This window comes from Salinicola endophyticus, assembly GCF_040536835.1.
In the GTDB taxonomy this organism is placed as follows: Bacteria; Pseudomonadota; Gammaproteobacteria; order Pseudomonadales; family Halomonadaceae; genus Salinicola; species Salinicola endophyticus_A.
Map to the genome: position 1 here is coordinate 4,085,018 of NZ_CP159578.1, position 23,790 is coordinate 4,108,807.

Consider the following 23,790-nt stretch of genomic DNA (forward strand, 5'->3'; position numbering starts at 1 on the left):
CGATTATTATTTATCAATGCGCTTGATAATCAAACTCGAATGAGCGCTCAGGAGAGCCAGCCGCGCGAGATGCCGCCTCAAGCCCTTGGCATCGAGGCCGACAAGACGTCGCCATAGTCTGCTCTACCCTGACCATCGGCGCCGCCACGGCTGCACCCGGCTACAGCGCGCCATCGGCGATCGCCCGCGCCAATGTCGGCGACAGCGGCAGGCGCGGCAGCAGCGTCGCCTGATAAGCGTGGTAGAGATCGGGCTTGCCTGACCACACCTCGTTAGAGGGGCGGTTGTGGCGGTCGAGCTCCTGCCACCAGCTGCCACGCTCACGATCGACCAGGTAGCTGTCGATGTAATCCCAGAAGCGCCGGTACCAGGTTTCGTACTCGGTATCGCCAGTGCGCTTGAGCAGCGCCGCCGCGGTCGAGGCGGCCTCCGCCAGGGTCCAGTGCATGCGCTCGTGAACCACCGGCCGGTCGTGCCAGTCGTGGGTGTAGATCAGCCCCGGCTCGCCATCCACATGCCAGGCCAGCTCGGTGGCCCGCCGAAACAGCCCGCGAGCGTCTTCCAGCAGCCAGCCGGGGGCGCTCTCGCCCTGACGCAGCAGGCCGCTCTCCAGGTGCAGCATCAGCCGCGCCCACTCGAAGGCGTGGCCCGGGGTGGCGCCGTAGGGGCGGAACGGATCCTTGGGGGTGTCCTGGTTGTAGTCGCGCCACTCCTGCCAGTCGCTGTCGAAGTGCTCGACCACGCGGTAGGCGTTGGGGCGGGCATGGGCATGAATGATCTTGTCGACGATGGAGAGCGCGCGCTGGCGCCATTTGGGCGCGTCGAGGACGTCGGCGAGCTGCAGGAAAGCCTCGGTGGCGTGCATGTTGCTGTTGCCACCGCGGTAGGCTTCGCTGTCGCGCCAGTCGCGCGAGAATCCCTCGCGCAGGCGACCCTCGTCCTCGGCCCAGAAGCGCGTCTCGATGACCTCGACGATCTCGTCGAGCAGGGGGCCCGCCGCCGGATCGCCGGCCTGCCAGGCGCTGGCAGCGGCCAGGGCGACGAAGGCGTGGATGTACGCCTGCTTGGTCTGTTCCTCGCCTTCCCGCGGTAGGGCCGCGTACCAGCCGCCGTGCTCGGCATCCCTGAGCGGGCCGCGCAGGGCCGCCACGCCGTGGGCCACCAGCGGCGCCGCCCCGGGCTCGCCACGCATCGCCGCCAGCGCGAAGCAGTGGGTCATGCGCGCGGTGATCATGGTGTCCGGATGGGCGTCTTCGGGCAGGCGGCCATCGTCGTCCAGGGCGGCGAAACCGCACTGGGGATGGCGCGAGGCGCGGTAGAACGCCAGTAGACGCCGGCCTTCCGCTTCGAGCCAGGCCCAGTGCGAGAGACGATTCAGCCAGCTACCACGCCGCGGCGGCAGATCGGGATGTGCCCCAAGGGTATGAGTGCCGGGAAATTGCGTCTCTGGCATGTGCAACGGGCCTCCTCTGCCCGAGTGTCGAGTTCACGTATCGCTGCCCAGTGTCGAGCCCGGACCCGTCTACGTCGATAACCCAGTGTCGATAACTCAGCGCCGATAACCCGGTGTGGATAAGTCAGTGCGCTGGCTCGACGCCGAGAATAACGACAGTGACCGCTCGGCGTCGACGAGGGCCCGCAGGGACACCGCCCGAGTGCGACTGTCAGCCGTTGACCACGACCCCGCCATTGGGGTGCAGGGTCTGGCCGCTGATGAAGGAGGCATCCAGCGAGGCCAGGAAGACATAGCACGGCCCCAGCTCCCAGGGCTGGGCGGCACGCCCCATCGGCGTCTCGCTACCGAAATCCTCGAGCATCTGTGGGTCGTGCGCGCCCAGCGTCGCCGGCTGCAGCGGGGTCCACACCGGCCCCGGCGCCACCGCGTTGACGCGCAGCCCACGCCCGACCACCTGATTGGAGAGCGCGCGGGTGAAGCTGATGATCGCCCCCTTGGTGGCGCTGTAGTCGACCAGGAAATCGGGGCCGATATAGGCGTTGACCGACGCGGTGTTGATGATCGCGTCGTCCTCGCCCAGATGCGGCAGCGCCGCCTTGGTGAGATAGAACATGCCATGCATGTTGGTGGCGAAGGTCTCCTCCCACTGGGTGTCGCTGAGCTCGGCGAGGTCGTTGCTCACCTGCTGGGTACCGGCATTGTTGACCAGGATATTGAGCCCGCCAAAGTGCTCGATCACCTGCGCCAGCGACGCGCGGCAGAAGGCGGCATCGCGCATGTCGCCGGCGATCAGCAGGCAGCGCCGGCCCTCGGCCTCGACCAGCCGCTGGGTCTCGCGGGCGTCGTCGTCTTCGCTCAGGTACATCACCGCCACGTCGGCGCCTTCACGGGCGAAGTGGATCGCCACCGAACGACCGATCCCGCTGTCGGCACCGGTGATCAGCGCCACCTTGCCCTCGAGCTTGCCGCTGCCGCGATAGCCGTCGCGGATGAAGACCGCCGGCGGCTGCATCAGGCTCTCCTTGCCGGGCAGTGTCTGCTGCTGGGCGTGGATCTGGGTCTTCTTGACCATGAGGTAACTCCCTGTAAGTGAGCGGCTGACGAAAAGCGCAGTTTCACGCTGAGATGAATCGAATCAGCAAGCTGAAAATGACGAAAAAAGATCCACTCGGATTGGCGCCGAGTGGTTCCTTCACACCTAGTTCAGCGCACCCGTCCTGGCAAGTGCCGACCCTTCAGCCCCCGGCGATGCCGAAGGCCCAGCCCACTGCCGCCGTGGCGAGCATCGCCAATACCCCCCAGAAGGTGACCCGCACCACCGCCACCCGCGCCCGGGAGCCGCCGATCCGCGCCGAGACCAGCCCCAGCAGCGCCAGCGCCAGCAGCGAGCCCAGCGCCACCACCAGCGGTATCGCCAAGCGCGTACTGGATAGTGCCCCGAGCAGGGTGAAGGCCAGCGGCAGCGCCGCACCGGAGAAGAAGGAGAGCGCCGAGGTCCAGGCCGCCTGCAGTGGCCGCGCCGAGTTGACGCTGCTGAAGCCCAGCTCGTCGCGGGCGTGGGCGGCCAGCGCATCGTGCTGCATCAGCGTCTCGGCGACTTCATGCGCCAGCGGCGGTGACAGCCCGCGAGTTTCGTAGATCTCCGCCAGCTCGCGCACCTCGAGTTCGTAGTTGGCCTTGAGCTCGCGCCGCTCCCGGGCCAGATCGGCACGCTCGGTATCCTTCTGCGAACTCACCGAGACGTACTCACCGGCCGCCATCGACATCGCCCCGGCCACCGCCCCGGCCACACCGGCGGTCAAGACGCCGCCCAGGCCGCTGCCGGCGGCCGCCATGCCGATCACCAGACTGGCGGTGGAGACAATACCGTCGTTGGCCCCCAGCACCGCTGCACGCAGCCAGCCCACACGGTCGGAATAGTGGCGCTCCTTGGGAATGTTCATCGCAGGTTCCTGTATGGCCATGTCTCTCCCATCGCGATGAGTCTGACGTTTTTACCTTAAGCCAAACCTAAGCCTGCTGCCGCTAGTCTGGGCTCCCGAGCCTGTTCCGGTGTCACGACCTGCCGCTCGCCCCGGGGGCTCACCTCGACGCCGACTCGCTCATGACAAGGATCGCCCGCCGTGAACTCGACACTCCCCCAGCGCTACTCCGCCAAGGCCCGCCACTTTCACTGGAGCGTGGCCTCCTTCGTCGTGCTGGCCTATGCGCTGATTCTCTCGACGGATCTCTTTCCGCGCAGCAGCGGTATTCCCGACGTGCTGCTGCAGAGCCACTTCTGGGCCGGTATCGGCGTGCTGCTGCTGGCGACACCGCGCCTGCTGGAGCGTCTGCGGCGCACGCCGCCGCCGGTCGCGCCGGCGCTGCACCCGCACCTCGAACGGCTCTCGCGGGTCACCCACTGGGCGCTCTACGCCTTTCTGTTCGCGCAGCCGCTGCTGGGCATCTTCACCGTGTGGCTGAGCGACGGCGCCATCCCCGTGCCGGGCACGTCGCTGGCGCTGGCGTCGCCCTTCCCTCTCAGCCCAGCGCTGGGGCAGAGCGTGGAGGAAGTGCACACGACCCTGGGCACGATCTTCTACTACGTCATCGGGCTGCACCTGGCCGCGGTGTGCTGGCATCAGTTCGTGCGTAGGGACAATCTGCTCAAGCGCATGCTCTGATCCAAGGCGAGAAGACAGCACCCGGGGCTGGTGAGAGCCCCGGGCGCCGGACGTACAGATACCACGAGGGGCACTACCCCATGAAGGCGTTGGCGATCAACAGCGCCACCAGGCCGGTGGCCCAACCCAGGGTGGTGGGTACCGACAGCACCAGTAACTGGTGCTTGGCGGTCTTGACCCCTAGCAGACGGTTGACCACCCAGAAGTAGCTATCGTTGAAGTAGCTGAAGAAGAGCCCGCCCAGACACGCCGCCTGCGCCGCCAGCACCATATTGACGTCGGGCATGGCAGAGAGGATCGGCGCCGAAATCGACGCCCCGGTGATCATCGAGACCGTGCCGCTGCCCTGCACGAAGCGCACCAGGGTGGCGATCAGAAACGGAATCAGCACCGCCGGCAGTGCCAGCCCGGCAATGCTCTGACCGATGTAGTCACCCGCGCCGCTGGCCCGCAGCACCGCCCCCAGCGCGCCCCCGGCACCGGTCACCAGCAGGATGATACCGGCACTCTCGACGCCCTTTTCCAGATGCGCCAGCACCTGATCCTTGGGCATCTTCGGCACCAGGCCATAGACCGCCGCCAGCACGCCGATACCCACCGCGATGACCGGATGGCCGACGAACTGCACCACCTGGACGAAGACACCCGGTGCATCGCCACCGCCGGTCAGCGCGGTCACCAGGGTGTTCAGGAAGATCAGCCCGATCGGCAGCACGATCGGCAGTACCGCCTTACTCAGGGTCGGCAGCTCGGATTCCGCCAGCGGCGTGGCGACCGGGTCGGTATCGTCACGCTTGAGCGAACCGGGCACGTCGCGCTCGATCATCGCTTCGATCCGCGGGCCCATGATGCGCGCATAGAGCACCATCACGATCAACGCCGGGGCCGTGAACACGATGCCCCAGGCGATCATCAGCCCGATATCCACACCAAAGATGCCGGCGACGCCCAGCGGGCCCGGGGTCGGCGGCACCGCGCTGTGGGTCACCGCCAGCCCCGAGGCGAGCGCGATCCCCAGCGTGAGGACCGAACGCCCGCTATTGCGCGCCAGCGCCCGCACCAGCGGGTTGAGAATCACGTAGGCGGAGTCGCAGAAGATCGGGATCGAGACGATATAGCCGGTGATCGCCATGGCCCAATCCTCACGCTCCTTGCCGAGCAGCCTGAGGATCGCGTAGGCCATGCGCTGCCCCGCCCCGGAGACTTCCAGAATCCGCCCCATCATCACCCCGAAACCGATCACCAGGCCGATGGTGGAGAGCGTCTTGCCAAAGCCGGTGGTGATCGCATCGATCACCGCATTGGGCGACATGCCACCGATCAGCCCGGCGATCGAAGCGGCGATCACCAGCGCCAGCAGCGTGTGCACCCGGGTTTTGATGACCAGCGCGATCATCACGAAGATGGCGATACCCAGGCCAATGATGACCTGAGGACCTGCGACAGCAGCGTCTGTCATGGGTGGACTCCTTGATTGGATTTATCGTTGAGTTCGTCTTCGCGGTAGGCGCGGATGATGGCGTCGAAGTCGGCATCCGCGCGCAGGCCCAGGGCCAGCGAGTGCGTGACTTCCAGCCCACCGGGCCAACTGGCGACGATGGCGTCGATGCGCGCATCGGGTACGAAGCGCACCCGCTCACGCGCGGCCGCACCGGCGCTGCGCTCCAGCGCCGCCAGCATCTCGTTCACCGTGACCGTGATGCCGGGCAGGTTGAGGGTGCGCCAGGCGCCGAGCCGCTCCGCCGGCAGCGCCAGCGTCTGGGCCAGGTTCTCGACCACGGTGCGCGGCGAGGAGAGCCACAGCGGCAGCTCACCGGACACCGGGCAGGTGGTCTCGACCCCGGCCAGCGGCTCGCGGATGATTGCGCTGGCGAACGACGACGCCGCCTGATTGGGCTTGCCCGGGCGTACCACGATGGTGGGCAGACGGCAGACCCGGCCGTCGACGAAGCCGCGCCGGCTGTAGTCGTTGACCAGCAGCTCGCCGATCGCCTTCTGCGCGCCATAGGAGGAGCGCGGCTGTGGGCCGATCGCCTCGGCTACCGGCTGTTCGAGCCCCGGCCCGAACACCGCCAGCGAGCTGGCGAACAGGAAGCGCAGCGGCTGCGGACGCTCACGGCAGGCGTCGAGCAGCGTGCGCGTCGCCTCCAGGTTGACCCGCATGCCGAGTTCGAAATCGGCCTCGGCCTGGGCGCTCACCACCGCGGCCAGATGGCACACGGCGCCGGTGTCCGCGGCGAACGCCGAGGCCACCAGCGCCGGGTCGGCGACATCTCCGCTCAGCGACTCGATCCGCGCATCGGCCAGCGGGCACGCCGCCAGATCGATCGAGGTCACCCGGGTGACCGCCTCTCCGTCGATGGTGATCTCTCCCGACAGCAGCCGGCTGATCAGTCTGGCGCCGAGAAAGCCGGCGCCTCCTGTGACGATGACATGCATGCTGGTTCTCCTGGTTGAGCGCCCTGCCTTAGGCGCTGCCTGACCAAAGGCGAATGGCGCGGGCGTTTGAGATTTAGCATCTTGTCTGACAAATTATGCTTGGCAGCAACATCGCCATTGGTCGGATAGGGTCTACGACAGGCGCCACGACGGCGTTCCCCGACCCAAAGCTACGACCAACGTATAAGGAGCACCCCTTGTATAAGGAGCCCCCCTTGAGTGGAGACATCTCGGCACCCTCGCGCGGCCCACAGCTCTCGGAGCAGGTGGCCACACGGCTGAGCGAAGCGATCCAGAGCGGCGAGTGGGCCCGCGGCGAACGCCTGCCCACCGAGGCCGCGCTGGGCCAGCGCTTCGGCATCAGCCGTTCGGTGGTGCGCGAGGCGATCTCGATGCTGCGCAACGCCGGCCTGGTCACCTCGCGTCGCGGCAGCGGCAGCTTCGTCGCCGACGCGCCGACCGTGTCCCTGCGCCTGGCCCTGCCCGACTCGGATCTCGCCTCGGTGATCGAAGTGCTCGAGCTACGCCGGCCACTGGAGGTGGAAGCCGCACGGCTCGCCGCCAGCCGGCGTACGCCCTCGCAGCTGCGGCGCATCCGCAACGCCATGGTGGATATCGACGAAGCGGTGGAGGCCGGCCACTCCGGCGTGGAGCAGGACCTGGCCTTCCACCGCGCCATTGCCGAGGCGGCGCACAACGCCCACTTCACCGCGGTGCTCGACTTCTACAACCGCTTCCTGCACCACGCGATCCAGGTCACGCGGACCAACGAATCCCTGCGCGAGACCTTCATGCAGCAGGTGGTCGCCGAGCACCAGGCGATCGTCGATGCGATTGCCGCCGGCGATGCCGAGGCCGCGGCGCAGGCCGCCGCACGCCATCTGGAACACGCCGAGGTGCGTCTGCGCCAAGCGCCCGAGGATCTGATCGCGCGCATCCAGGCACAGCGCCCGAGCGCGCCGGAATAAACAAAGGCAAGGCAAAGACAGACAAGCCAAAGACAGGCCAGGCAAAGACAATCAAGGAGAGAAGGCATGACACAGCACCACACCGCCGGCGATGCCAGCACCGGCGTCAGCCCCAAGGTCGGCCTGATCGGGCTCGGTTCGATGGGCATGGGCATGGCCACCTCGCTGGTCAAGGCGGGCTTCGAGACCTGGGGCTGCGACCTGCGCCCGGAGGCCCGCGAGCAGTTCGCCGCCGCCGGCGGCCACGCCGTCGCCACGCCGGCCGAGATGGCCGCCGAGGTCGAGATCGTGCTCACCGTGGTGGTCAATGCCGCGCAGACGCGTGACGCGCTGTTCGGCGACGCCGGGCTGGTACAGGCGCAAGGAGGGCTGGCGCCGGGCAGCGTGGTGATCTCGTGTGCCACCTGCGCCCCGGAAGCGGTGCGCGAACTCGGCACAGAACTCGCCGCCCACGATATCCAGCTGCTCGATGCGCCGATCTCCGGCGGCTCGGTGAAAGCCGCCCAGGGCCAGCTGACGATGATGACCTCCGGCCCCGAGGCGCTCTATGCGCGCGCCGGCGCGGTGCTCGATGCGCTGGCGGCCAAGGTCTTCCGGCTCGGCGACGAGCTCGGCCAGGGCTCCCAGGTGAAGCTGGTCAATCAACTACTGGCGGGTGTGCACATCGCCGCCGCCGCCGAGGCGATGGCCTACGGCATTCGCGGCGGCTGCGACCCGCAGACCCTCTACGAGGTGATCACCCAGAGCGCCGGCAACTCGTGGATGTTCGAGAACCGGGTGCCGCATATCCTGGCTGGCGACTACACCCCGCACTCGGCGGTGGATATCTTCGTCAAGGACTTGGGGATCGTTCACGATACCGCCCATCGCGACAAGTTCCCGCTGCCGCTGACCGCCCAGGCGCTCAACCAGTTCACCCTCGCCTCCGCCCAGGGCCTGGGGCGCGAAGACGACTCGGCGGTGGTCAAGGTCTATCCGGGCATCAGCCTGCCCGGCAGCGCCGCCAACGACCCTAGTTGAACCGACGAGAGAGCCACGCCATGCCACGCTTTGCCGCCAACCTGAGCATGATGTTCAACGAGGTGCCGTTTCTCGAGCGCTTCGCCCGCGCCGCCGAGTGCGGCTTCGCCGGGGTCGAGTTCCTGTTCCCCTATGCCTGCGAACCGGCGGACATCGCCGCCGAACTGAAGCGCCACGGGCTGGCCCAGGTGCTGTTCAATCTGCCGCCGGGAGACTGGGAGGCGGGTGAGCGGGGCCTGGCAGCGCTGCCGGGGCGCGAGGCGGAGTTCCGCGCCAGTATCGACACCGCGCTGCGCTACGCCGAGGCGCTCGGCTGCATCCGGCTGCACGCCATGGCTGGGCTGGTCGTGGAGGGCGTCTCGCCCCAGGCGATGCGCGAGACCTATCTGGAGAACCTGCGCGTCGCCGCGCGCAAGCTGGCCGAGCACGGGCGCACGCTGCTGATCGAACCGATCAACACCCGCGACATGCCGGGCTACTTCCTCAATCATCAGGCCGACGGGCATGCGCTGCTCGCCGAGCTCGGCGAACCCAACGTCAAGGTGCAGATGGACTTCTACCATACCCAGATCATGGACGGAGACATCTGGAAGACCTACCAGCGCTACCGTGACGGGGTCGGCCATATTCAGATCGCCGGGGTGCCGGAACGCCACGAGCCGGACACCGGCGAGGTCAACTACCCCTGGCTGTTCGCCCAGCTCGATGCCGCGGGCTACGCCGGCTGGCTGGGCTGCGAGTATCGGCCGAGGGGGGAGACCGAAGCGGGTCTGGGCTGGCTAGGCCATGTCTGAAAAGTCGACGAGCGAAGACCAGGCAAGGCAAAAATCGGCGAAAGAGTGGAGTTTACGGGGCGTAAATGAGCATCTTGAGCCGATTTTTAACACCGCATGGGCAAGCGCAGTCCTTTTCAGACATGGCCTGGCAGCGTGGCGCTGAGATACCGCGCCACCTGACTCACTCGGCGTCCGCGCGCAGGCGGATGCCGTCGTCTTCGATCACGATCCGGCGCTGCTTGTAGAGCCGGCCGATGGCCTGCTTGAAGGCGTTCTTGCTGACGCCGAGGCGGGCCTTGATCGTCTCCGCCGGGCTCTTGTCACCGAGCGCCAGAAAACCGTCATGGCGAGCCAGTTCGGCGAGGATCTTCTCGCCCACCACGTCGAGCCGCGCCGCTCCCGGCGGCAGCAGCGAGAGATCGAGCCGGCCATCCTCGCGCACCCGCTTCACGTAGCCCTGGACACTATCGCCCCGGCGCAGCGGGCGGCTGATGTCATCGTGATAGAGCAGGCCCCAGAAGCGGTGATTGACCACCGCCTTGGCGCCCAGATCGGTGAGATCGGCGATGGTCAGCCACACAGCGTCGCCGGCGGCCAGCCCTTCGGACTCGTCCTGCAGAAAGCGGTCGAGCTTCATGCTCGCCACCGGCCGCATGCGATCGTCGACGTAGATCATCACCAGCACGCGCTTGCCCTCGTCGGGTCGGAAGCGCTGCTCGCCGAACGGCAGCAAGAGCTCCTTGGGCCGGCCCCAGTTCAGGAAGGCACCGATATCCGTCACCCGCGACACGCGGAGATAGGCGACCTCGCCCACATTGGCGTGGGGCTCGGCGCTCGGGCCAGCAGCGGGGGGGGGTGAAGACATGGGCAGATTCCTGAAGGTGCGTGGGCGAGCAATCGCGGCCCATCCTAGCGTGCCGGCGCGCCCGCGCAAGGCCAGGGCACGGCGAGATACAACTTTTGTATCAATCGCATCGATAATCGAATTCGCCAGACTTGATTAGCAGACTAACGTAACCGTCTCCATACTGTCGTCAACGGTCGGGGGCAAGGAGCCGCCCCCCGAAAACGGCTAGGAGCCGCTTTCGACGTCGCACCGCGACGACCCGAAAGAGTGACCGCCAATAGCGGGTCACATAAAGATATGATTGGAGGTAACACCATGAAAGCACGTATTCTCGCCGCTGTCGCACTTGCCGTTGCACTGCCGACCGCCGCCCAGGCCAACAGCTTCATCAACGAGCAGATCTTCGAGCAGCAGAGCGAGCATCTCAACACCCAGCAGACCGCTCAGTACCAGGCGCTGCCGACCGCCTACAGCGTCGACACCGTCAGCGGTGGCCACAGCGCCGCAGCCGATCAGGCCCTGCACAACGTTGCCGAAGAGACCCAGCTCTCGACTCAGATCTCGGCCGGCGGTAGCGCCCTGGTCGCTCAGGGCCACAGTGTCGCAGCCGCCCAAGGTCTGACCAACGCCAACCAGACCGGCCAGGGCAATGGCAGCGTGAGCTTCTCCAACCTGTAAATCGATACGCCGAAAAGGCTTATCGCATCACGAACCGCCGGCCCAGTGCCGGCGGTTTCGTGTTCATAGCGTGACGAATGGCTGAGCCGATGACAGCTTGCCCCTTCAAGCAACCGAACGCAGGGCTGATCGCCATCCGCCAGCTGGCGCTACGACAAGCCGATGCCCATTTTCCCGGCCCGCTCCGACACAAGACCATCGCCGATGCGTCATCAGCCCGGCGGCCTCAGCGCAGCCCACCGCATCACAACCCTGAATCGCGGTGCCCACCGCCGCACGACTTGTCGGAGATCAATCCCGTGTTAGCTGGCAAGTTCAAAGGCGCTTACCCAAGTCCTGGACTGATTTTCAGCCAAATCGACCCTGGCACTTATGATATCGAGTTATTTCTCTCAAAACGCACAACATGAAAAACACCTTATCTACAAAAAACCGGCACCATGCCACGATAAGACGACTCTTGGAAAATGCGTCGACTCATTAGGTATTTGTATTTTAACTGCCAACGCCAGATCGCTATGATGGCCCCTCATGGTCTGAATATTGCCTGGCTTCGGCTGGGCTTTTTTGTGCGCCATTCTCCCGCCATGCCTCTACGCCACTCGAGCCGCTGTCTCTCGGCTTCATCCCTCGGCCGGTTAGTGCAACAGGCTTGGCATGCGCCAGCAGCCATGCTGCGCTGAACGCCCCCTCGCTGGCCATGGCCATGCGCTGCGCGTGGCACGTCTCACCGGTGTACTCCGTACGCGGCAAGCAGTCGCGGCGCAACCACTTGCACACGGCGGAGGGAGAGACCCGGCAGATTCGCGCGCAGCGCGACACCCCACCCACCCGCTCCACCGCAAATCGAATGGCACTCATGCTCCCCTCGCTGGGCATGTACTGTAAGTACACACATATCAGGCACTGAAAGTACATTCAAGCAGTGAGACTATTGAACCTATGGTTCACAATGGTCATCGAGACGATTTCAGCGATCGTCTGCTCGAAGCACTCCGTCACGCAGGTAAGGACGGCCACGGGATGGGCGCTCGCCTAGCCCGAGCCGTGCGCGTCACGCCCAAGGCGGCGAGCAAATGGATCAACGGCGAAGCGCGCCCAAGCCACGCCAAGAAGATCGCACTGGCACGCTGGCTGGGGGTAAGCGAAGCCTGGCTGGACTACGGCCAGGGCCGTATGCTGCGCGATGACGACGAGCGCGAGGCAGCCTATCCACGCCCCCCCGGCAACACGCTGCGCGTCGCCGAGCCGTCGCCGGTGCGCGCCGCGCAGACGCTGTCGCTGATCGAAGCGGCAGTGCAGGCCGGCGAGCTGGAAGACGCTGATCTGCTGCTGCTGGAGCAACTGGTACAGCGCCTGCGGCGCACCGGCCAGAACGCCGCTGAGCCGCGGGACGACGCCGACGCCTGACCTCGCCGCCACATCCGCGCTGCGGGGCAGATCGCTCCATTGTCCTGACGCTATCTCTCATGACGCCCTTTCCGACAGCTTTCACGACGCCCTTCCCGGCACTGTTGCCGGTATCTTCGCCGATATCGCCAAAAAAGATTGAACTTATAGTACTTTTAATATGTACTTATAGTACATTTGTAGTAATAACCCATCGATTCCGTCGCGCGACCTGACTCAGGTGTTGACCAAGAGGGCGCCATGATCCGTTTTCGCTGCAAAGACACGCTGGTGCTGGATGAAGACTGGCTGCGGCTCGATATGCCGATATCGCCACAGTGCTTTCGCTATACCGGCCGGCAGATCGCCACGATCTACGATAGTCATATCTGCCAGGCCGGCACTCCCGATATCGATACGGTCTACTGCGCGTATATCCCGCCACCTGACGGGGTCTATCAGCCGGCGCTCTATGTGCCGAGCCGGCACCACGCCATCATCGTCATCGACCACCGCTTCACGCTGGCGCGCCACGCCAAAGCGTGGATCGCAGACCGCATACGCGAACTCATCATCGCGCGCCGCCGCCCTGGCGCCCCGGCTGAAACGCCACCGCTCGCGCCCCCACTGGCGTCGCGTCAGCATCGATGATGTAGTGTCTGGCCAACACGGAGGGAATCATGAAGACGATCGGCGTACTCGGCGGCATGAGCTGGGAATCGACCCAAAGCTACTACCGCCTGCTCAATGAAGGCGTGCGTCAGCGCCTGGGCGGGCACCATTCGGCCAGGATCGCGCTGGTGAGCGTCGACTTCGCCGAGATCGAAGCGCTCCAGCGCAGCGGCCAGTGGGAAGAAGCGGGGCAACGGCTCGCCACAGCGGCAGGGCAAGTGGAAGCCGCCGGCGCCGAGTGCCTGCTGCTGGCCACCAACACCATGCACAAGGTCGCCCCGGCGATCGAGGCGGCACTGAACATGCCGCTGCTGCACATTGCCGACGCCACCGGCGAACGCCTCGCGGCGGACGGCATCGAGCAGGTCGGGCTACTGGGTACGCGCTTCACCATGGAACAGCCCTTCTACCGGGAACGCCTCAGCGAACGCTACGGCATCGACTGCCTGATCCCCGACGAGGAAGAACGCGAGGTTATCCACCGCATCATCTTCGAGGAGCTGGTACAGGGCGTCGTGAACGACGACTCCCGCGAGCGCTACCGCGAGATCGTCGCCAATCTGCACGCTCGCGGCGCCCACGCGATCATTCTCGGCTGCACCGAAATCGCCCTGCTGCTGCGCCCGCGGGACAGCGCCCTGCCGCTCTATGACACCACGGCACTGCACGTGGAGATGGGGCTGGCCTTCGCGCTCGGCGATCGCTGAGCGACGATAACTGCAAGGCGACCGCTGAAAGAGAGACCCGCCTGCCGGGCGGGCGCGTTCAGGTCTCTTGGGTGCGCGAGAGGGACTCGATGATTTTACAGTGAGCCACCGTATCCGCCCTGCAGCAGCGATCGAGCCGGTCGAGTTCCTGCTCCAGTTGCCGAAGATCCTGCAATCTGGACCTGACTCGCTCGAGCTGTTCCCGAATGATCGAATCGACCTGCCGACATGGCGCGTTTTCGTCGTCGGCGAGGCCGAGTAGCGACTTTACCTCCTCGAGACTCAGCCCCAGATGCCGGGCGCGCCTGATGAAGATCAGACGGTCCCGCTCGCGCGCCGTGTACAAGCGATAACCGCCCGGCGTTCGGGTGGCCGGCGATATCAGCCCGACACGCTCGTAATAGCGAATGGTCACCGCCTTGGTCCCCGTTGCCTCGGCGAGCTGACCGATGGTGAGCCGCGACTCCATGACGCTTGACCCTATAGCCACTAGAACCTTCATGCTAGCAGTCGGTCATTCGAGGAGGTATCGATATGGACGCCTGCTGCGAGAGCAAGGCTGGCGAACTGGCGCAACTACGTGGCGCCCAGGCCAGGGTGTTGTATTGGGTGCTCGGTATCAACGCCACGATGTTCGTGATCGAATTCGTGGCGGGCTGGCTGATCGGCTCGACCGCCCTGCTGGCAGACTCGCTCGACATGTTCGGAGATGCCACCATCTACGCGCTGACGCTTTATGCGCTCGACCGCAGCGACAGGACGCGGGCCGGCGCGGCGCTGATCAAGAGCCTGTTCATGCTGCTCTTCGGCCTGGCGGTCATCGCCGAGGCCATCCACAAGAGCCTCACCGGTAGCGTGCCCGAAGCCAGCGCCATGGGCGCCATCGGCGGGCTGGCTCTGGCGGCCAACACGGCCTGCTTCTGCATGCTGCTGCGCTACCGCTCGGCGGACCTCAATATGCGCTCGACCTGGCTCTGCTCGCGCAACGATCTCATCGCCAATGGCAGCGTGGTGCTGGCGGCGGTCGCGGTCAGCGTCACCGGGACACTCTGGCCCGATGTGATCGTCGGGCTGGCCATCGCCGCGCTGTTTCTGCACTCGGCCTGGCGGATCGGGCGCGAGGCGATAGCCGCCTGGCGAACGCCGGAATCAGTCCGCGACGAGACACCTCGACCTGACAGCAACGTCGAAGCCAATGGCTGTTGCGGTTCGAAGTCCTGTTGCGGTGATTGAGACGGCTGGGATCGAGACGGAATACAACGCGGGATACAACCGAGCACGTCATAAACGAAAACCGCCACCCGGCATGAGCACGGGTGGCGGTTTTCGTCAAAAGATGTCGCGCAAAAGGACTTGAATGTGGCTACAAGCGACTATGGCAACCAAGAAAAAAATCCAAAGCACGCCGACATAGACAACACTACCTATATCATAAAAACTTATCCGACCATCCTCTTCCGCTCAGCCCCACAGCGCATCTAAATTTTTTAGATACGCGTCCTAGGCAACATAAAACCCCACCCATATAAAAAGTAGCGACCCAGGGCATAAACCTCAGCCATTTTAACTACAACAAACCGTTCTCAACTGTTCAAAAAGGGGTCTGAAATTCTCAAAACTCTGTGCTGGCTGACCAACAACCCAGTCCGCAAATCTTCTCTTAGTTCGCTTAGCCACTTTTTTTGAAAAGTAATTTTTGCCTTCCGGAAGGTGGAGAGACAACAGATCCGTCAGATTAATAGTAGTTGAGAAATCAGGATCGCTTATTTTTGCAACCCTATCTTCAACTTCAATTCGACCTTCAGCAATGGCTTTTTCGATCACTTCCGAAGGAAACATGTATTCAATAGCCACTGGCAAGTTTAAATTACCACCCAGAGCGTCAACAACTTTATTCTCAAGAGTCTGAAACTCTTCCGGCATTGGCAAGATACCAGCGTACAGCAACCTGTCAGGACAAAACTCAAGAAACTCGGTCCCATCTACTCTTGGGAAAGAGGTGAACTCTTTTATTTGCTTCCTTCCTTCTTGATCCCTATCAAAAAGCCCAATCACCGCATGTGAAAACTCTTTAGAAAGAACCTTGGCTGACTTCAAGTATGGAGGTATATTTGTGGCACCTTCTGCATGTAGAAATTCACAAAAAGGCTCATCCCCTGGGTAAAGCTTTGAATACGCCTCGTCTAAAATAATTTTATCTGTAACCCCTTCAACTATAACATGAGGAATTTCATGCTGCCCAAGCTCCCTATCCAACCTTGTAACAGTTTCTTTGAGAGATTCAATTTGCTCATAAGCCTCTCTAGCCCTATCGGCAACAAGTGCCGCGACGCCTAGCTTCCTATCAAGCACATCTTTCAAAGAGACTTTTTCCACTCTAGTCTCGTTCCCATCCTCTGCAATCTCTTGATATACATACCACTTAGAAACCCCTGGTCCTTTCAGGTCATAAAAAGCGGGGGAATGAGTTGTAAGGAAAATTTGATTATCTTGACAAAAACCTTCTCTAAATTGCTTTGCAAGTTCAAAAGCAGGGCCAAGTTCCAGAGATGTCTCCGGCTCTTCGTAAGCCCATATATGATGAGTCTTAGTGTGAGAGGCGATAAAATCCAGGATATAAGGAATGTGTCTGCTCTGAATACCATCCCCTCTCTTTTGTAAGGGTACGTTGTGGTCACCATACCCAGTAGAAAAATCCAAAGCATTGAAGAGCACACGTAAATTTGTTGGTGGCTGGATATTGCTTTTTATCCCTACCCCTTGCTCTATTTGCTCACTCATGTCCATAGTGCTTTCATTCAAGCTATTCATCAACTCCTCTGTCGAAGTTATAAGACCTGCCTTCTCGTCTTCCAGCAGCGCATCGTGGAGCAACGACAAATAGTGACTAAAAATATCTCTACCTCGTACCGCAGGGACATAATGGAATGCGATTTTATTCAGAAATCGAGCTATAGCTGTTGATGGCAGATCTTTAGGATATGTAGTTTCAGGCTGATCGGAATATCTATTCCAGACCTTTTTTATCACGAACTCGTCAGGCAAAGACCTCCAACCAAGAAAATTATAAAAATGTACTTTTATCCAAATGGTCGCCCTACCCTTTGTATCTCTAGCCTCTTGTTCTCTTTTCCTCGTCAGGTCATCCGTAAAATAATAAACCTGACCAAGTTCAGTCTTGTTATTGAAAAACATATTTAGCGCCTTTAATACATTCGACTTCCCGCTATCATTATTTCCTATAAGGATATTTAGGTCGTCAACCCCTTTCAAGTCAACAGAGTAGATTGATCTAAAATAATTAATCTCTACCTTCTTGATTATCTTAACAATTCACAACCTAACATTAAAGATAAATTAAAGACATCCATATCAAAACAAAGAGCCTAAACCTAGCACTGCTGAGCCTACCTCAAAATATTCTTACTACCCAGTATTGGGGTGGCCTAGCTCTCTCAAAACCAGCGATTTAGCGCGCAGACGGGGAATCGACAGCAAACCGTCGCAGCAGACGAAAAATCCGCCGTTCCAGCCCCCTGTAGCGACCACGGCTGCCACAAGCGTAGCCATACAGGAACACTTAACACGATTCAGGCTTTAGCAGGAATCTCATAATGTCTTGTCGATTGGTTGAATGTCGCGTTTAGGCAAGATCTCTAGGCCGAGGCTTCGGGGACTGTCGACGAGCATGACATTTCAGCCCCATATTGGGCGAGGGCTGATCGCATAGCGCGGGAACAAAAACAAAACCGCCACCCGGCGTGAGCACGGGTGGCGGTTTTCGTCAAAAAATGGCGCGCCCTAAAGGATTCGAACCTTTGACCTTTGCCTCCGGAGGGCAACGCTCTATCCAGCTGAGCTAAGGGCGCGTATTGCAGTTGTCACAAGCGGTGGCTCACCCAGCGCTGGGCCGTTCTGCGAACGGCGGGCAACGCTTCCCTCCGGCTGCGCCTTCGGGTCCGGTCCACTGCGCTGCATCGCAGTGGCCGCTTCGCCGGGCAAAAGCGAGCTTTTGCGCTTCCGGCTACGCCCAGCTGAGCCTAAGGGCGCGTAGTGCAGATTGTCGCAAGACGGTGTTCGCCCGTTTGCGGCGCGGCCATCCTACCTGCTCGCCTGCGGGGTGTCCAGCCTCGGGCTTTGGCCTACGTCAGAGCGACCAGGCACCGCCGTCCCATGCCTACGCAAATCTAAAAAATTGTTACATTAAGAAACATTAATTGAACTTAGCTCAATTTTCTGTCGATATAGCGACTGAACACGCAGCAACGAAAAAAAGAGCGCCGTCGAATCGGCGCCTAGAATCCGCGAGGCCTAGCGTGAGGGCAGCGGAGCCACCATCCAAGGACCCTATCGCCATGTCTATCCTCAAGCGCAGCGTCAAACTCAGGCTCGGTACGAGTCTGGGCCTGTGTATCGCCATGCTGATCGCCACCGGCCTGATCGGGCTCTATGGCGCCAGCCAGGAGCGTGACCAAGTCGAAGCCACCTATACCAACAACCTGCTGCCCATCACCACGCTGGGCCAGGTGCGCACCGACCTTCTGCTCAACCTCGGTTTGACGAGCGAGGCGATGCTCTCGGGCCAGGACGCTGACCTGACCGACATCAGCCAGCGGATCAGCGAGAACCGCCAGCGGATCAGCGAGAACTGGACCCGCTACGACCAGACGAGCGTCAAGGATGGTGCCGAAGCGGCGGCCGCCAAGGCGTTTCCTGGGTATCACGACACGCTGGAGTCTCAGCTCGACGACGTGCTGCGCGACCTCAAAGCCGGCAATCTCGCCAGCGCCACGGCAACCATGAACGGCCCCGTGAGGCAGAGCTACAAGGACATTCTCGGGAGCCTGCAGCAGGCGATCCAGGCCAATATCACCCAGGCCGACAACGGCTTCGCCGCGGCTGAGAAGAGTTTCAGCAATCTGCGCCTGCTGATCATCGGCAGTATCGTGCTCGCCACCCTGCTGGCCGGTTTGCTCACACTGTGGCTGATACGCGGCGTGATGACCCCGCTGGGCAAGGCGCGGCAACTGGCCACGGCCCTCTCCGAAGGGCGTCTGGATACCCATATCGAGGTCACCTGCCAGGATGAGTTCGGCGACATGCTGCGCGACCTCACCACGATGCAGGCACGCCTGACTCAGGTCGTCACTGCCGTGCGCCACAACGCCGAATCCGTGCAGCAGGCGGCCGACGAGATCGCCCAGGGCACCGACGACCTCAACCGCCGCACTCAGGAGCAGGCCGCGAGTCTCGAGCAGACCGCCGCTTCGATGGACGAAATCACCGCCACCGTGCGCCACAACGCCGATAACTCCTCTCAGGCCGATTCGCTGGTCGACGAAGTCAGCCTGCGCGCCCAGCAGGGCGGCGTGGTGGCCAAGCAGGCAATGCAGGCAATGTCTGAGATCAATGAGTCCAGCCAGCGCATCTCCAGCATCGTCGGGCTGATCGACAACATCGCCTTCCAGACCAATCTGCTGGCACTCAACGCCTCGGTGGAAGCAGCACGCGCCGGCGAGCAGGGTCGTGGTTTCGCGGTGGTCGCCGGCGAGGTGCGCACCCTGGCCGGACGCAGCGCCGATGCCGCCAAGGAGATCAAGGATCTGGTGAAGGAGAGCGTGGAGAAGGTTGGTTCGGGCACGCGCCTGGTGGACGACGCCGGCAACGCGCTCAACGAGATCGTCGAGGGGGTCAAGCGGGTCAACGACCTGATGGGCGAGATCGCCGTGGCCAGCCGCGAGCAATCCCAGGGTATCGACCAGGTCAACCAGGCGGTATCGCAGATGGATACCGCCACGCAGCAGAACGCCGGGCTGGTCGACCAGTCGAGCACCTCCAGCCGCCAGCTGCAGGCACACGCCCAGTCGCTGTCCGAAGAGATGGCCTTCTTCAAGGTGGCGGAAGACCGCACCGGGTCAGCCAAGCGTCGCCCGCAGCCGTCGATGAGCGCCCCTCAGGCCCGTCTGGCGAATGCCAAGACCGGCAAGCCCAAGGCAGCCGCCCAGCCGCAGGAAGAGGAGTGGACGACCTTCTGATCCCGCTCGGCCGCCGGTTCGCATCGAACCGGCGGCGTCAGCGCCCCGATTCACCCGTTCGATCGTGACCCTGTTCGCTCGTGACAGTCTTAGGCCTGGCCCATCAGCCAGGCCTTTTTTGTGCTGCCGCCCCGCTATCGGCAGCGCGCGTCACCCGCTTGGCACCGCCCCCATACAGCCGTATCTCAGCCCAGCAGCGACCTCAGCCCGGCGATGGCGCTTTGGCCACGCTCCTGCTTGCGCTCCGGGTTCTCCTTGTCGGCGCGGCCTTCCCACTCCAGGTCGTCCGCCGGCAGCTCGTCGAGGAAGCGGCTCGGGGTGCAGTCGAGCAGCTCGCCGTAGGCCTTGCGCTGGCGTGCCAGGGTCAGCGTCAGCGTACGCCGGGCGCGGGTGATGCCGACATAGGCCAGGCGGCGCTCCTCTTCGATGGTGCCGGCCTCGATCGCGTTGCGGTGCGGCAGCAGCTCCTCCTCCAGCCCCATCAGATAGACATGGGGGAATTCGAGCCCCTTGGAGGCGTGCATGGTGAGCAGCTGCACGCGGTCGGAGTCGTCTTCCTCGGCCTGCTGCTCGAGGATGTCGCGCAGGACCAGGCGCGAGATCGCCGACTGCACGTCATCGGTCTCTTCGCTGGCCTCGCCCTCCTCATCGTCGCGGTGCATCGACTTCTCGAGCTGGTCGATCAGCGTCCAGACGTTGGCCATGCGCCGCTCGGCGATGGTCGGCGCGCTGGCGTTCTGGTAGAGCCAGGCTTCGTAGTCCATGTCGCGGATCATCTCGCGGATCGCGGCGATGGCGTCGCCCTGGTCCATGCGCTTGCGCACACCATCGATGAAGTGGGCAAAGCGCCCTAGCCTTTCGACGGCACGCGTCGGCAGCACCTGCTCCAGCCCCATCTCATGGCAGGCGGAGAACATCGAGCCGCCGCGTTCAGAGGCGTAGTTGGCGAGTTTTTCCAGCGTGCCGGGGCCGATCTCCCGGCGCGGCACGTTGACGATACGCAGGAAGGCGTTGTCGTCGTCCGGATTGATCAGCAGACGCAGATAGGCCATCGCATCCTTGATCTCGTTGCGCGAGAAGAACGAGGTACCGCCGGAGAGCTTGTAGGGGATCTGATGGTGCTGCAGCTTGAGTTCCAAAAGCCGCGCCTGGAAGTTGCCGCGGTAGAGCACGGCGAAGTCGCGCCACTCGGCGCGCTCCTTGATCCGCCGGGTGAGAATCTCGGTGGCCACGCGCTCGGCCTCGGCCTCTTCGTGACGATTGACGATCACGCGGATCGCGTCGCCCTGGCCCATGTCCGACCACAGCGTCTTGTCGTAGACGTGGGGGTTGTTGGCGATCAGGGTATTGGCGGCACGCAGGATGGTCGCGGTGGAGCGGTAGTTCTGCTCCAGCTTGATCACGTTCAGGCGTGGAAAGTCCTCGCCCAGGGTGACCAGGTTCTCCGGGCGGGCGCCACGCCAGGCGTAGATCGACTGATCGTCATCGCCGACCACGGTGAAGGTGGCGCGCTCGTCCATCAGCATCTTCACCAGCTGGTACTGGCTGACGTTGGTGTCCTGGTACTCGTCCACCAGCATGTAGTGGATACGCTTGCGCCAGCGCGCCAGGGCCTCGGGGTCGCTCGACAGCAGCACCACCGGCAGCATGATCAGGTCGTCGAAGTCGACCGCGTTGTAGGCCTTGAGATGGCGGTTGTAGGCCTCGTAGACCCGCGCGGCGTACTGCTCGTCCTCGTCCGCAGCGTGGGAGATCGCGTGCCCCGGCAGCACCAGGTCGTTCTTCCACTGGGAGATCTGGCTCTGCACCGCGCCGATCTGCTCGGCATCGGTGTCGGCCTCCTTCTGCATCAGGTCGCGCAGCAGCGCCTTGGCATCTTCCGGGTCGAACAGCGAGAAGCCCGGGCGGAAGCCCAGCGCCTTGAGCTCGCGGCGGATGATGTTGAGCCCCAGGTTGTGGAAGGTGGAAACGGTGAGCCCGTGCCCCTCGCGCCCCTTGAGCATCTGCCCCACGCGCTCCTTCATCTCGCGGGCCGCCTTGTTGGTGAAGGTGACCGCGGCGATCTTGCGCGCGCTCATCCCGCACTCCTGGACCAGATAGGCGATCTTGGTGGTGATCACGCTGGTCTTGCCCGAACCGGCCCCGGCCAGGACCAGACAGGGGCCATCGATATAGCGCACCGCTTCCTGCTGGCGCGGGTTGAGCTTGGCGAGGCGTTGGCGAATATCGGACATGGCGGCAGAATCGCTGAGGTAGGAACGGTGAGATCAGAACGCTGACAGTGAGAACAACAGAGGGGGAATGATACACCTCATGCAGATCATCCGAGACGATTTACGCGGCCCCGAGATCGCTGCGCTACTTGAAGCGCATCTGGCCGACTTTGCGCCCCACTCCCCGCCGGAGAGCCGCCACGCGCTGGATCTCGACGGGCTGCGACGCCCGGAGGTTCACTTCTATACCGCCTGGGAAGATGGCGAGCTGCTCGGCTGCGGCGCGTTCAAGCGCCTCGATGCGCGGCATGCTGAACTCAAGTCGATGCGCACCGACTCGCGGCATCTGCGCCGAGGCGTGGCCCGAGCGCTGCTCACCCGGCTGATCGCGGAAGCGCGGGCGGCGGGGTTCGAGCGCCTGAGCCTGGAGACCGGCTCGGTAGCGCACTTCGTGCCCGCCCGACACTTCTACGCGGCCGCGGGGTTCGCCGAATGCGGGCCCTTCGGCGATTACGTCGAAGACCCCTACAGCGTGTTCATGACCCGGCGCCTATGAGGCCGCCACCCCATACCGCGCTCAGACATCCACCGCGCCGGCGAAGTCGAGCTGGCGCCACGCCTCGAAGACGATGATGGCGCAGGCGTTGGAGAGGTTCAGGCTGCGGCTGTCGGCCAGCATGGGAATGCGCAGACGCTGGGCCGGCGGCAGGGCATCCAGCATCTCCTGGGGCAGGCCGCGGGTCTCGGGACCGAAGACCAGCGCATCGCCCTCGCGATAGTGGATATGGTGGTAGCCGTGGCGGCCGCGGGTCGAGACCGCAAAGACCCGCTCCGGGCCGACGGTTTCGAGAAACGCCGCCCAGTTGGCGTGCACCTGGACCCGCGCCCACTCGTGATAGTCGAGCCCGGCGCGGCGCAGCCGCTTGTCCTCCAGCTCGAACGCCATCGGCTCGATCAGGTGCAGCCGGAAGCCGGTATTGGCACAGAGCCGGATGATATTGCCGGTATTGGGCGGAATCTCGGGTTCGAACAGGACGATATCGAGCATGGCGGCAGCCTCGCGGTGACGGGCGTTAGGCTTGGTACGAAAACCACTCGTACGAAACCTGGGTGCTGTCTGAAAGTCGACGAGCGAAGGCCAGGCAAGGCAAAAATCGGCGAAGACGCGGAGTTTACGGGGTGTAAATGAGCATTTTGAGCCGATTTTTAACGCCGCATGGGCGAGCGCAGTACTTTTCAGACAGTGCCCAGCGCATGATACGCCATCGGCGCCCACATGGGGCGCCGATGGCGGGGCCAGTTAGCGTGGCCGGTCACACAGGCTGGGTGTCGCCGGCCTGACGGCAGCTACGGGGCATCAGAAGCCGACGCTGACGCCCAGCACCGGCCCGCTGTCCAGGGTGTGACCGTCGTCGTTGTCGAAATCGGTGCGCATATAGCGGTAACCGCCGTAGAGGTAGGTGTGCGAGATGATGTTCACCCGCGCCTGGGCACCGTACTCGTAGCTCTTGTCGATATCGCCATGGGCCAGGCCCTTGGGCGTATAGAAGCCGTAGGCACCCACCGAGGTGAGCGGAATCGGGGTATCGACGAAGGCCGAACCGCCCAGACCCAGGCCGCCACCGTTGCCGTAGTGGGTGTCCTGGTACTGATAGCGCCCACCGACCGAGAGATCGACCCCAGGCAGCCACGGCGTGAACATCAGCGAGCCGGAGTACGCCTTGGCGTTGTGGCCGCTGTCATCGGTATTGAGATAACCCACCCCGGCACGCAGGCTGGGCAGAATGGTCTGGCTGGCCTCGACCCCGAAGGAGTCCTTGCCGCCGTTGGCGGATACGCTCAGCGCCATCGCCTGCTGACTGGCGAAAACGAAGGTGGCGGTAGCGAGGGCGAAGCCCAAAGGTTTGAAATGGCTGCGCTTGATCAT

Annotated in this window: 22 protein-coding genes and 1 tRNA gene; 11 read left to right on the plus strand and 12 right to left on the minus strand. The window is 63.3% G+C overall.

Annotated elements, in window-relative coordinates:
* Positions 1-160: 160 nt before the first annotated feature.
* The 3 genes from ABV408_RS18415 to ABV408_RS18425 form a co-directional block, all read right to left on the minus strand.
* A complete protein-coding gene (locus ABV408_RS18415; protein ID WP_353980326.1) occupies positions 161-1,453 on the minus strand; it encodes an AGE family epimerase/isomerase in 1,293 nt (430 codons plus the stop codon).
* 211 nt (positions 1,454-1,664) lie between these two features.
* Positions 1,665-2,528, minus strand: coding sequence for an SDR family oxidoreductase (locus ABV408_RS18420; RefSeq protein WP_353980327.1), 864 nt, complete (start codon positions 2,526-2,528; stop codon positions 1,665-1,667).
* A gap of 163 nt (positions 2,529-2,691) precedes the next feature.
* Entirely contained in the window at positions 2,692-3,399 is a 708-nt protein-coding gene (locus tag ABV408_RS18425) for a VIT family protein (protein WP_353980328.1), read from the minus strand.
* Between the two features lie 180 nt (positions 3,400-3,579).
* Here ABV408_RS18425 and ABV408_RS18430 point away from each other — a divergent pair, with 180 nt between their 5' ends.
* Entirely contained in the window at positions 3,580-4,119 is a 540-nt protein-coding gene (locus ABV408_RS18430; RefSeq protein WP_353980329.1) for a cytochrome b, read from the plus strand.
* Positions 4,120-4,192: 73 nt separating this feature from the next.
* Here the strand turns inward: ABV408_RS18430 and ABV408_RS18435 are convergent, their stop codons facing one another.
* Complete coding sequence (locus ABV408_RS18435) at positions 4,193-5,578, minus strand: gluconate:H+ symporter (protein WP_353980330.1); 1,386 nt, start codon at positions 5,576-5,578, stop codon at positions 4,193-4,195.
* A complete protein-coding gene (denD, locus tag ABV408_RS18440) occupies positions 5,575-6,558 on the minus strand; it encodes a D-erythronate dehydrogenase (protein ID WP_353980331.1) in 984 nt (327 codons plus the stop codon). Before denD ends, ABV408_RS18435 begins: the two co-directional genes overlap by 4 nt.
* 215 nt (positions 6,559-6,773) lie before the next feature.
* On the opposite strand from denD, the gene ABV408_RS18445 reads away from it, so the two are divergent.
* From ABV408_RS18445 to otnI, 3 genes are all read left to right on the plus strand, one after another.
* Positions 6,774-7,526, plus strand: a complete 753-nt coding sequence (locus tag ABV408_RS18445) for a FadR/GntR family transcriptional regulator (protein ID WP_353980332.1) — start codon at positions 6,774-6,776, stop codon at positions 7,524-7,526.
* A gap of 66 nt (positions 7,527-7,592) precedes the next feature.
* Positions 7,593-8,546, plus strand: a complete 954-nt coding sequence (gene ltnD, locus ABV408_RS18450) for an L-threonate dehydrogenase (protein WP_353980333.1) — start codon at positions 7,593-7,595, stop codon at positions 8,544-8,546.
* Between the two features lie 20 nt (positions 8,547-8,566).
* Positions 8,567-9,340 carry a 2-oxo-tetronate isomerase gene (otnI, locus tag ABV408_RS18455; protein ID WP_353980334.1) on the plus strand — a complete coding sequence of 258 codons (774 nt, stop codon included), beginning with the start codon at positions 8,567-8,569 and terminating at the stop codon, positions 9,338-9,340.
* A gap of 163 nt (positions 9,341-9,503) precedes the next feature.
* Here otnI and ABV408_RS18460 read toward each other — a convergent pair whose 3' ends face one another.
* The gene (locus tag ABV408_RS18460) at positions 9,504-10,187 is read right to left on the minus strand and encodes a S1-like domain-containing RNA-binding protein (protein ID WP_353980335.1); all 684 of its coding nucleotides are present in this window, start codon (positions 10,185-10,187) and stop codon (positions 9,504-9,506) included.
* Between the two features lie 297 nt (positions 10,188-10,484).
* Here ABV408_RS18460 and ABV408_RS18465 point away from each other — a divergent pair, with 297 nt between their 5' ends.
* The 4 genes from ABV408_RS18465 (at position 10,485) to ABV408_RS18480 (ending at position 13,615) form a co-directional block, all read left to right on the plus strand.
* A complete protein-coding gene (locus tag ABV408_RS18465; RefSeq protein ID WP_353980336.1) occupies positions 10,485-10,847 on the plus strand; it encodes a hypothetical protein in 363 nt (120 codons plus the stop codon).
* Positions 10,848-11,870: 1,023 nt separating this feature from the next.
* Positions 11,871-12,257, plus strand: a complete 387-nt coding sequence (locus tag ABV408_RS18470; RefSeq protein ID WP_353980337.1) for a helix-turn-helix transcriptional regulator — start codon at positions 11,871-11,873, stop codon at positions 12,255-12,257.
* A 240-nt stretch (positions 12,258-12,497) separates the two neighbouring features.
* On the plus strand, positions 12,498-12,887 hold the full coding sequence (locus ABV408_RS18475; protein ID WP_353980338.1) for a hypothetical protein: 390 nt from the start codon (positions 12,498-12,500) through the stop codon (positions 12,885-12,887).
* A 29-nt stretch (positions 12,888-12,916) separates the two neighbouring features.
* Positions 12,917-13,615: an aspartate/glutamate racemase family protein gene (locus ABV408_RS18480; protein ID WP_353980339.1), complete on the plus strand. Its 699-nt coding sequence runs from the start codon at positions 12,917-12,919 to the stop codon at positions 13,613-13,615.
* A 58-nt stretch (positions 13,616-13,673) separates the two neighbouring features.
* On the opposite strand, the gene ABV408_RS18485 is transcribed toward ABV408_RS18480, so the two are convergent.
* The gene (locus ABV408_RS18485) at positions 13,674-14,084 is read right to left on the minus strand and encodes a helix-turn-helix domain-containing protein (RefSeq protein ID WP_353980340.1); all 411 of its coding nucleotides are present in this window, start codon (positions 14,082-14,084) and stop codon (positions 13,674-13,676) included.
* Between the two features lie 65 nt (positions 14,085-14,149).
* Here ABV408_RS18485 and ABV408_RS18490 point away from each other — a divergent pair, with 65 nt between their 5' ends.
* Entirely contained in the window at positions 14,150-14,848 is a 699-nt protein-coding gene (locus tag ABV408_RS18490) for a cation diffusion facilitator family transporter (RefSeq protein ID WP_353980341.1), read from the plus strand.
* Between the two features lie 330 nt (positions 14,849-15,178).
* Here ABV408_RS18490 and ABV408_RS18495 read toward each other — a convergent pair whose 3' ends face one another.
* On the minus strand, positions 15,179-16,888 hold the full coding sequence (locus tag ABV408_RS18495; protein ID WP_353980342.1) for an AAA family ATPase: 1,710 nt from the start codon (positions 16,886-16,888) through the stop codon (positions 15,179-15,181).
* Positions 16,889-17,407: 519 nt separating this feature from the next.
* Positions 17,408-17,484: transfer RNA gene (locus ABV408_RS18500), tRNA-Arg, on the minus strand.
* A gap of 486 nt (positions 17,485-17,970) precedes the next feature.
* Here ABV408_RS18500 and ABV408_RS18505 point away from each other — a divergent pair.
* The gene (locus tag ABV408_RS18505; RefSeq protein ID WP_353980343.1) at positions 17,971-19,650 is read left to right on the plus strand and encodes a methyl-accepting chemotaxis protein; all 1,680 of its coding nucleotides are present in this window, start codon (positions 17,971-17,973) and stop codon (positions 19,648-19,650) included.
* Between the two features lie 185 nt (positions 19,651-19,835).
* On the opposite strand, the gene rep is transcribed toward ABV408_RS18505, so the two are convergent.
* Positions 19,836-21,884, minus strand: a complete 2,049-nt coding sequence (gene rep, locus ABV408_RS18510; protein ID WP_353980344.1) for a DNA helicase Rep — start codon at positions 21,882-21,884, stop codon at positions 19,836-19,838.
* A 79-nt stretch (positions 21,885-21,963) separates the two neighbouring features.
* Here rep and ABV408_RS18515 point away from each other — a divergent pair, with 79 nt between their 5' ends.
* Complete coding sequence (locus tag ABV408_RS18515; RefSeq protein WP_353980345.1) at positions 21,964-22,419, plus strand: GNAT family N-acetyltransferase; 456 nt, start codon at positions 21,964-21,966, stop codon at positions 22,417-22,419.
* A gap of 21 nt (positions 22,420-22,440) precedes the next feature.
* Here the strand turns inward: ABV408_RS18515 and trmL are convergent, their stop codons facing one another.
* A complete protein-coding gene (gene trmL / locus ABV408_RS18520; RefSeq protein ID WP_353980346.1) occupies positions 22,441-22,911 on the minus strand; it encodes a tRNA (uridine(34)/cytosine(34)/5-carboxymethylaminomethyluridine(34)-2'-O)-methyltransferase TrmL in 471 nt (156 codons plus the stop codon).
* A 309-nt stretch (positions 22,912-23,220) separates the two neighbouring features.
* Positions 23,221-23,790 carry a YfaZ family outer membrane protein gene (locus tag ABV408_RS18525; protein WP_035470217.1) on the minus strand — a complete coding sequence of 190 codons (570 nt, stop codon included), beginning with the start codon at positions 23,788-23,790 and terminating at the stop codon, positions 23,221-23,223.

What these genes read in the sequence shown, in the direction of transcription:
- ABV408_RS18435 (WP_353980330.1), bottom strand. Translation starts at nt 5,578, where the DNA reads ATGACAGACGCTGCTGTCGCAGGTCCTCAGGTCATCATTGGCCTGGGT.
- ABV408_RS18505 (WP_353980343.1), top strand. Translation starts at nt 17,971, where the DNA reads ATGTCTATCCTCAAGCGCAGCGTCAAACTCAGGCTCGGTACGAGTCTG.
- denD (WP_353980331.1), bottom strand. Translation starts at nt 6,558, where the DNA reads ATGCATGTCATCGTCACAGGAGGCGCCGGCTTTCTCGGCGCCAGACTG.
- ABV408_RS18475 (WP_353980338.1), top strand. Translation starts at nt 12,498, where the DNA reads ATGATCCGTTTTCGCTGCAAAGACACGCTGGTGCTGGATGAAGACTGG.
- ABV408_RS18525 (WP_035470217.1), bottom strand. Translation starts at nt 23,790, where the DNA reads ATGATCAAGCGCAGCCATTTCAAACCTTTGGGCTTCGCCCTCGCTACC.
- ABV408_RS18515 (WP_353980345.1), top strand. Translation starts at nt 21,964, where the DNA reads ATGCAGATCATCCGAGACGATTTACGCGGCCCCGAGATCGCTGCGCTA.
- ABV408_RS18490 (WP_353980341.1), top strand. Translation starts at nt 14,150, where the DNA reads ATGGACGCCTGCTGCGAGAGCAAGGCTGGCGAACTGGCGCAACTACGT.
- ABV408_RS18485 (WP_353980340.1), bottom strand. Translation starts at nt 14,084, where the DNA reads ATGGAGTCGCGGCTCACCATCGGTCAGCTCGCCGAGGCAACGGGGACC.
- ABV408_RS18420 (WP_353980327.1), bottom strand. Translation starts at nt 2,528, where the DNA reads ATGGTCAAGAAGACCCAGATCCACGCCCAGCAGCAGACACTGCCCGGC.
- ABV408_RS18480 (WP_353980339.1), top strand. Translation starts at nt 12,917, where the DNA reads ATGAAGACGATCGGCGTACTCGGCGGCATGAGCTGGGAATCGACCCAA.
- ABV408_RS18465 (WP_353980336.1), top strand. Translation starts at nt 10,485, where the DNA reads ATGAAAGCACGTATTCTCGCCGCTGTCGCACTTGCCGTTGCACTGCCG.
- otnI (WP_353980334.1), top strand. Translation starts at nt 8,567, where the DNA reads ATGCCACGCTTTGCCGCCAACCTGAGCATGATGTTCAACGAGGTGCCG.
- trmL (WP_353980346.1), bottom strand. Translation starts at nt 22,911, where the DNA reads ATGCTCGATATCGTCCTGTTCGAACCCGAGATTCCGCCCAATACCGGC.
- ABV408_RS18470 (WP_353980337.1), top strand. Translation starts at nt 11,871, where the DNA reads ATGGGCGCTCGCCTAGCCCGAGCCGTGCGCGTCACGCCCAAGGCGGCG.
- ABV408_RS18460 (WP_353980335.1), bottom strand. Translation starts at nt 10,187, where the DNA reads ATGTCTTCACCCCCCCCCGCTGCTGGCCCGAGCGCCGAGCCCCACGCC.
- ltnD (WP_353980333.1), top strand. Translation starts at nt 7,593, where the DNA reads ATGACACAGCACCACACCGCCGGCGATGCCAGCACCGGCGTCAGCCCC.
- ABV408_RS18425 (WP_353980328.1), bottom strand. Translation starts at nt 3,399, where the DNA reads ATGAACATTCCCAAGGAGCGCCACTATTCCGACCGTGTGGGCTGGCTG.
- ABV408_RS18415 (WP_353980326.1), bottom strand. Translation starts at nt 1,453, where the DNA reads ATGCCAGAGACGCAATTTCCCGGCACTCATACCCTTGGGGCACATCCC.
- rep (WP_353980344.1), bottom strand. Translation starts at nt 21,884, where the DNA reads ATGTCCGATATTCGCCAACGCCTCGCCAAGCTCAACCCGCGCCAGCAG.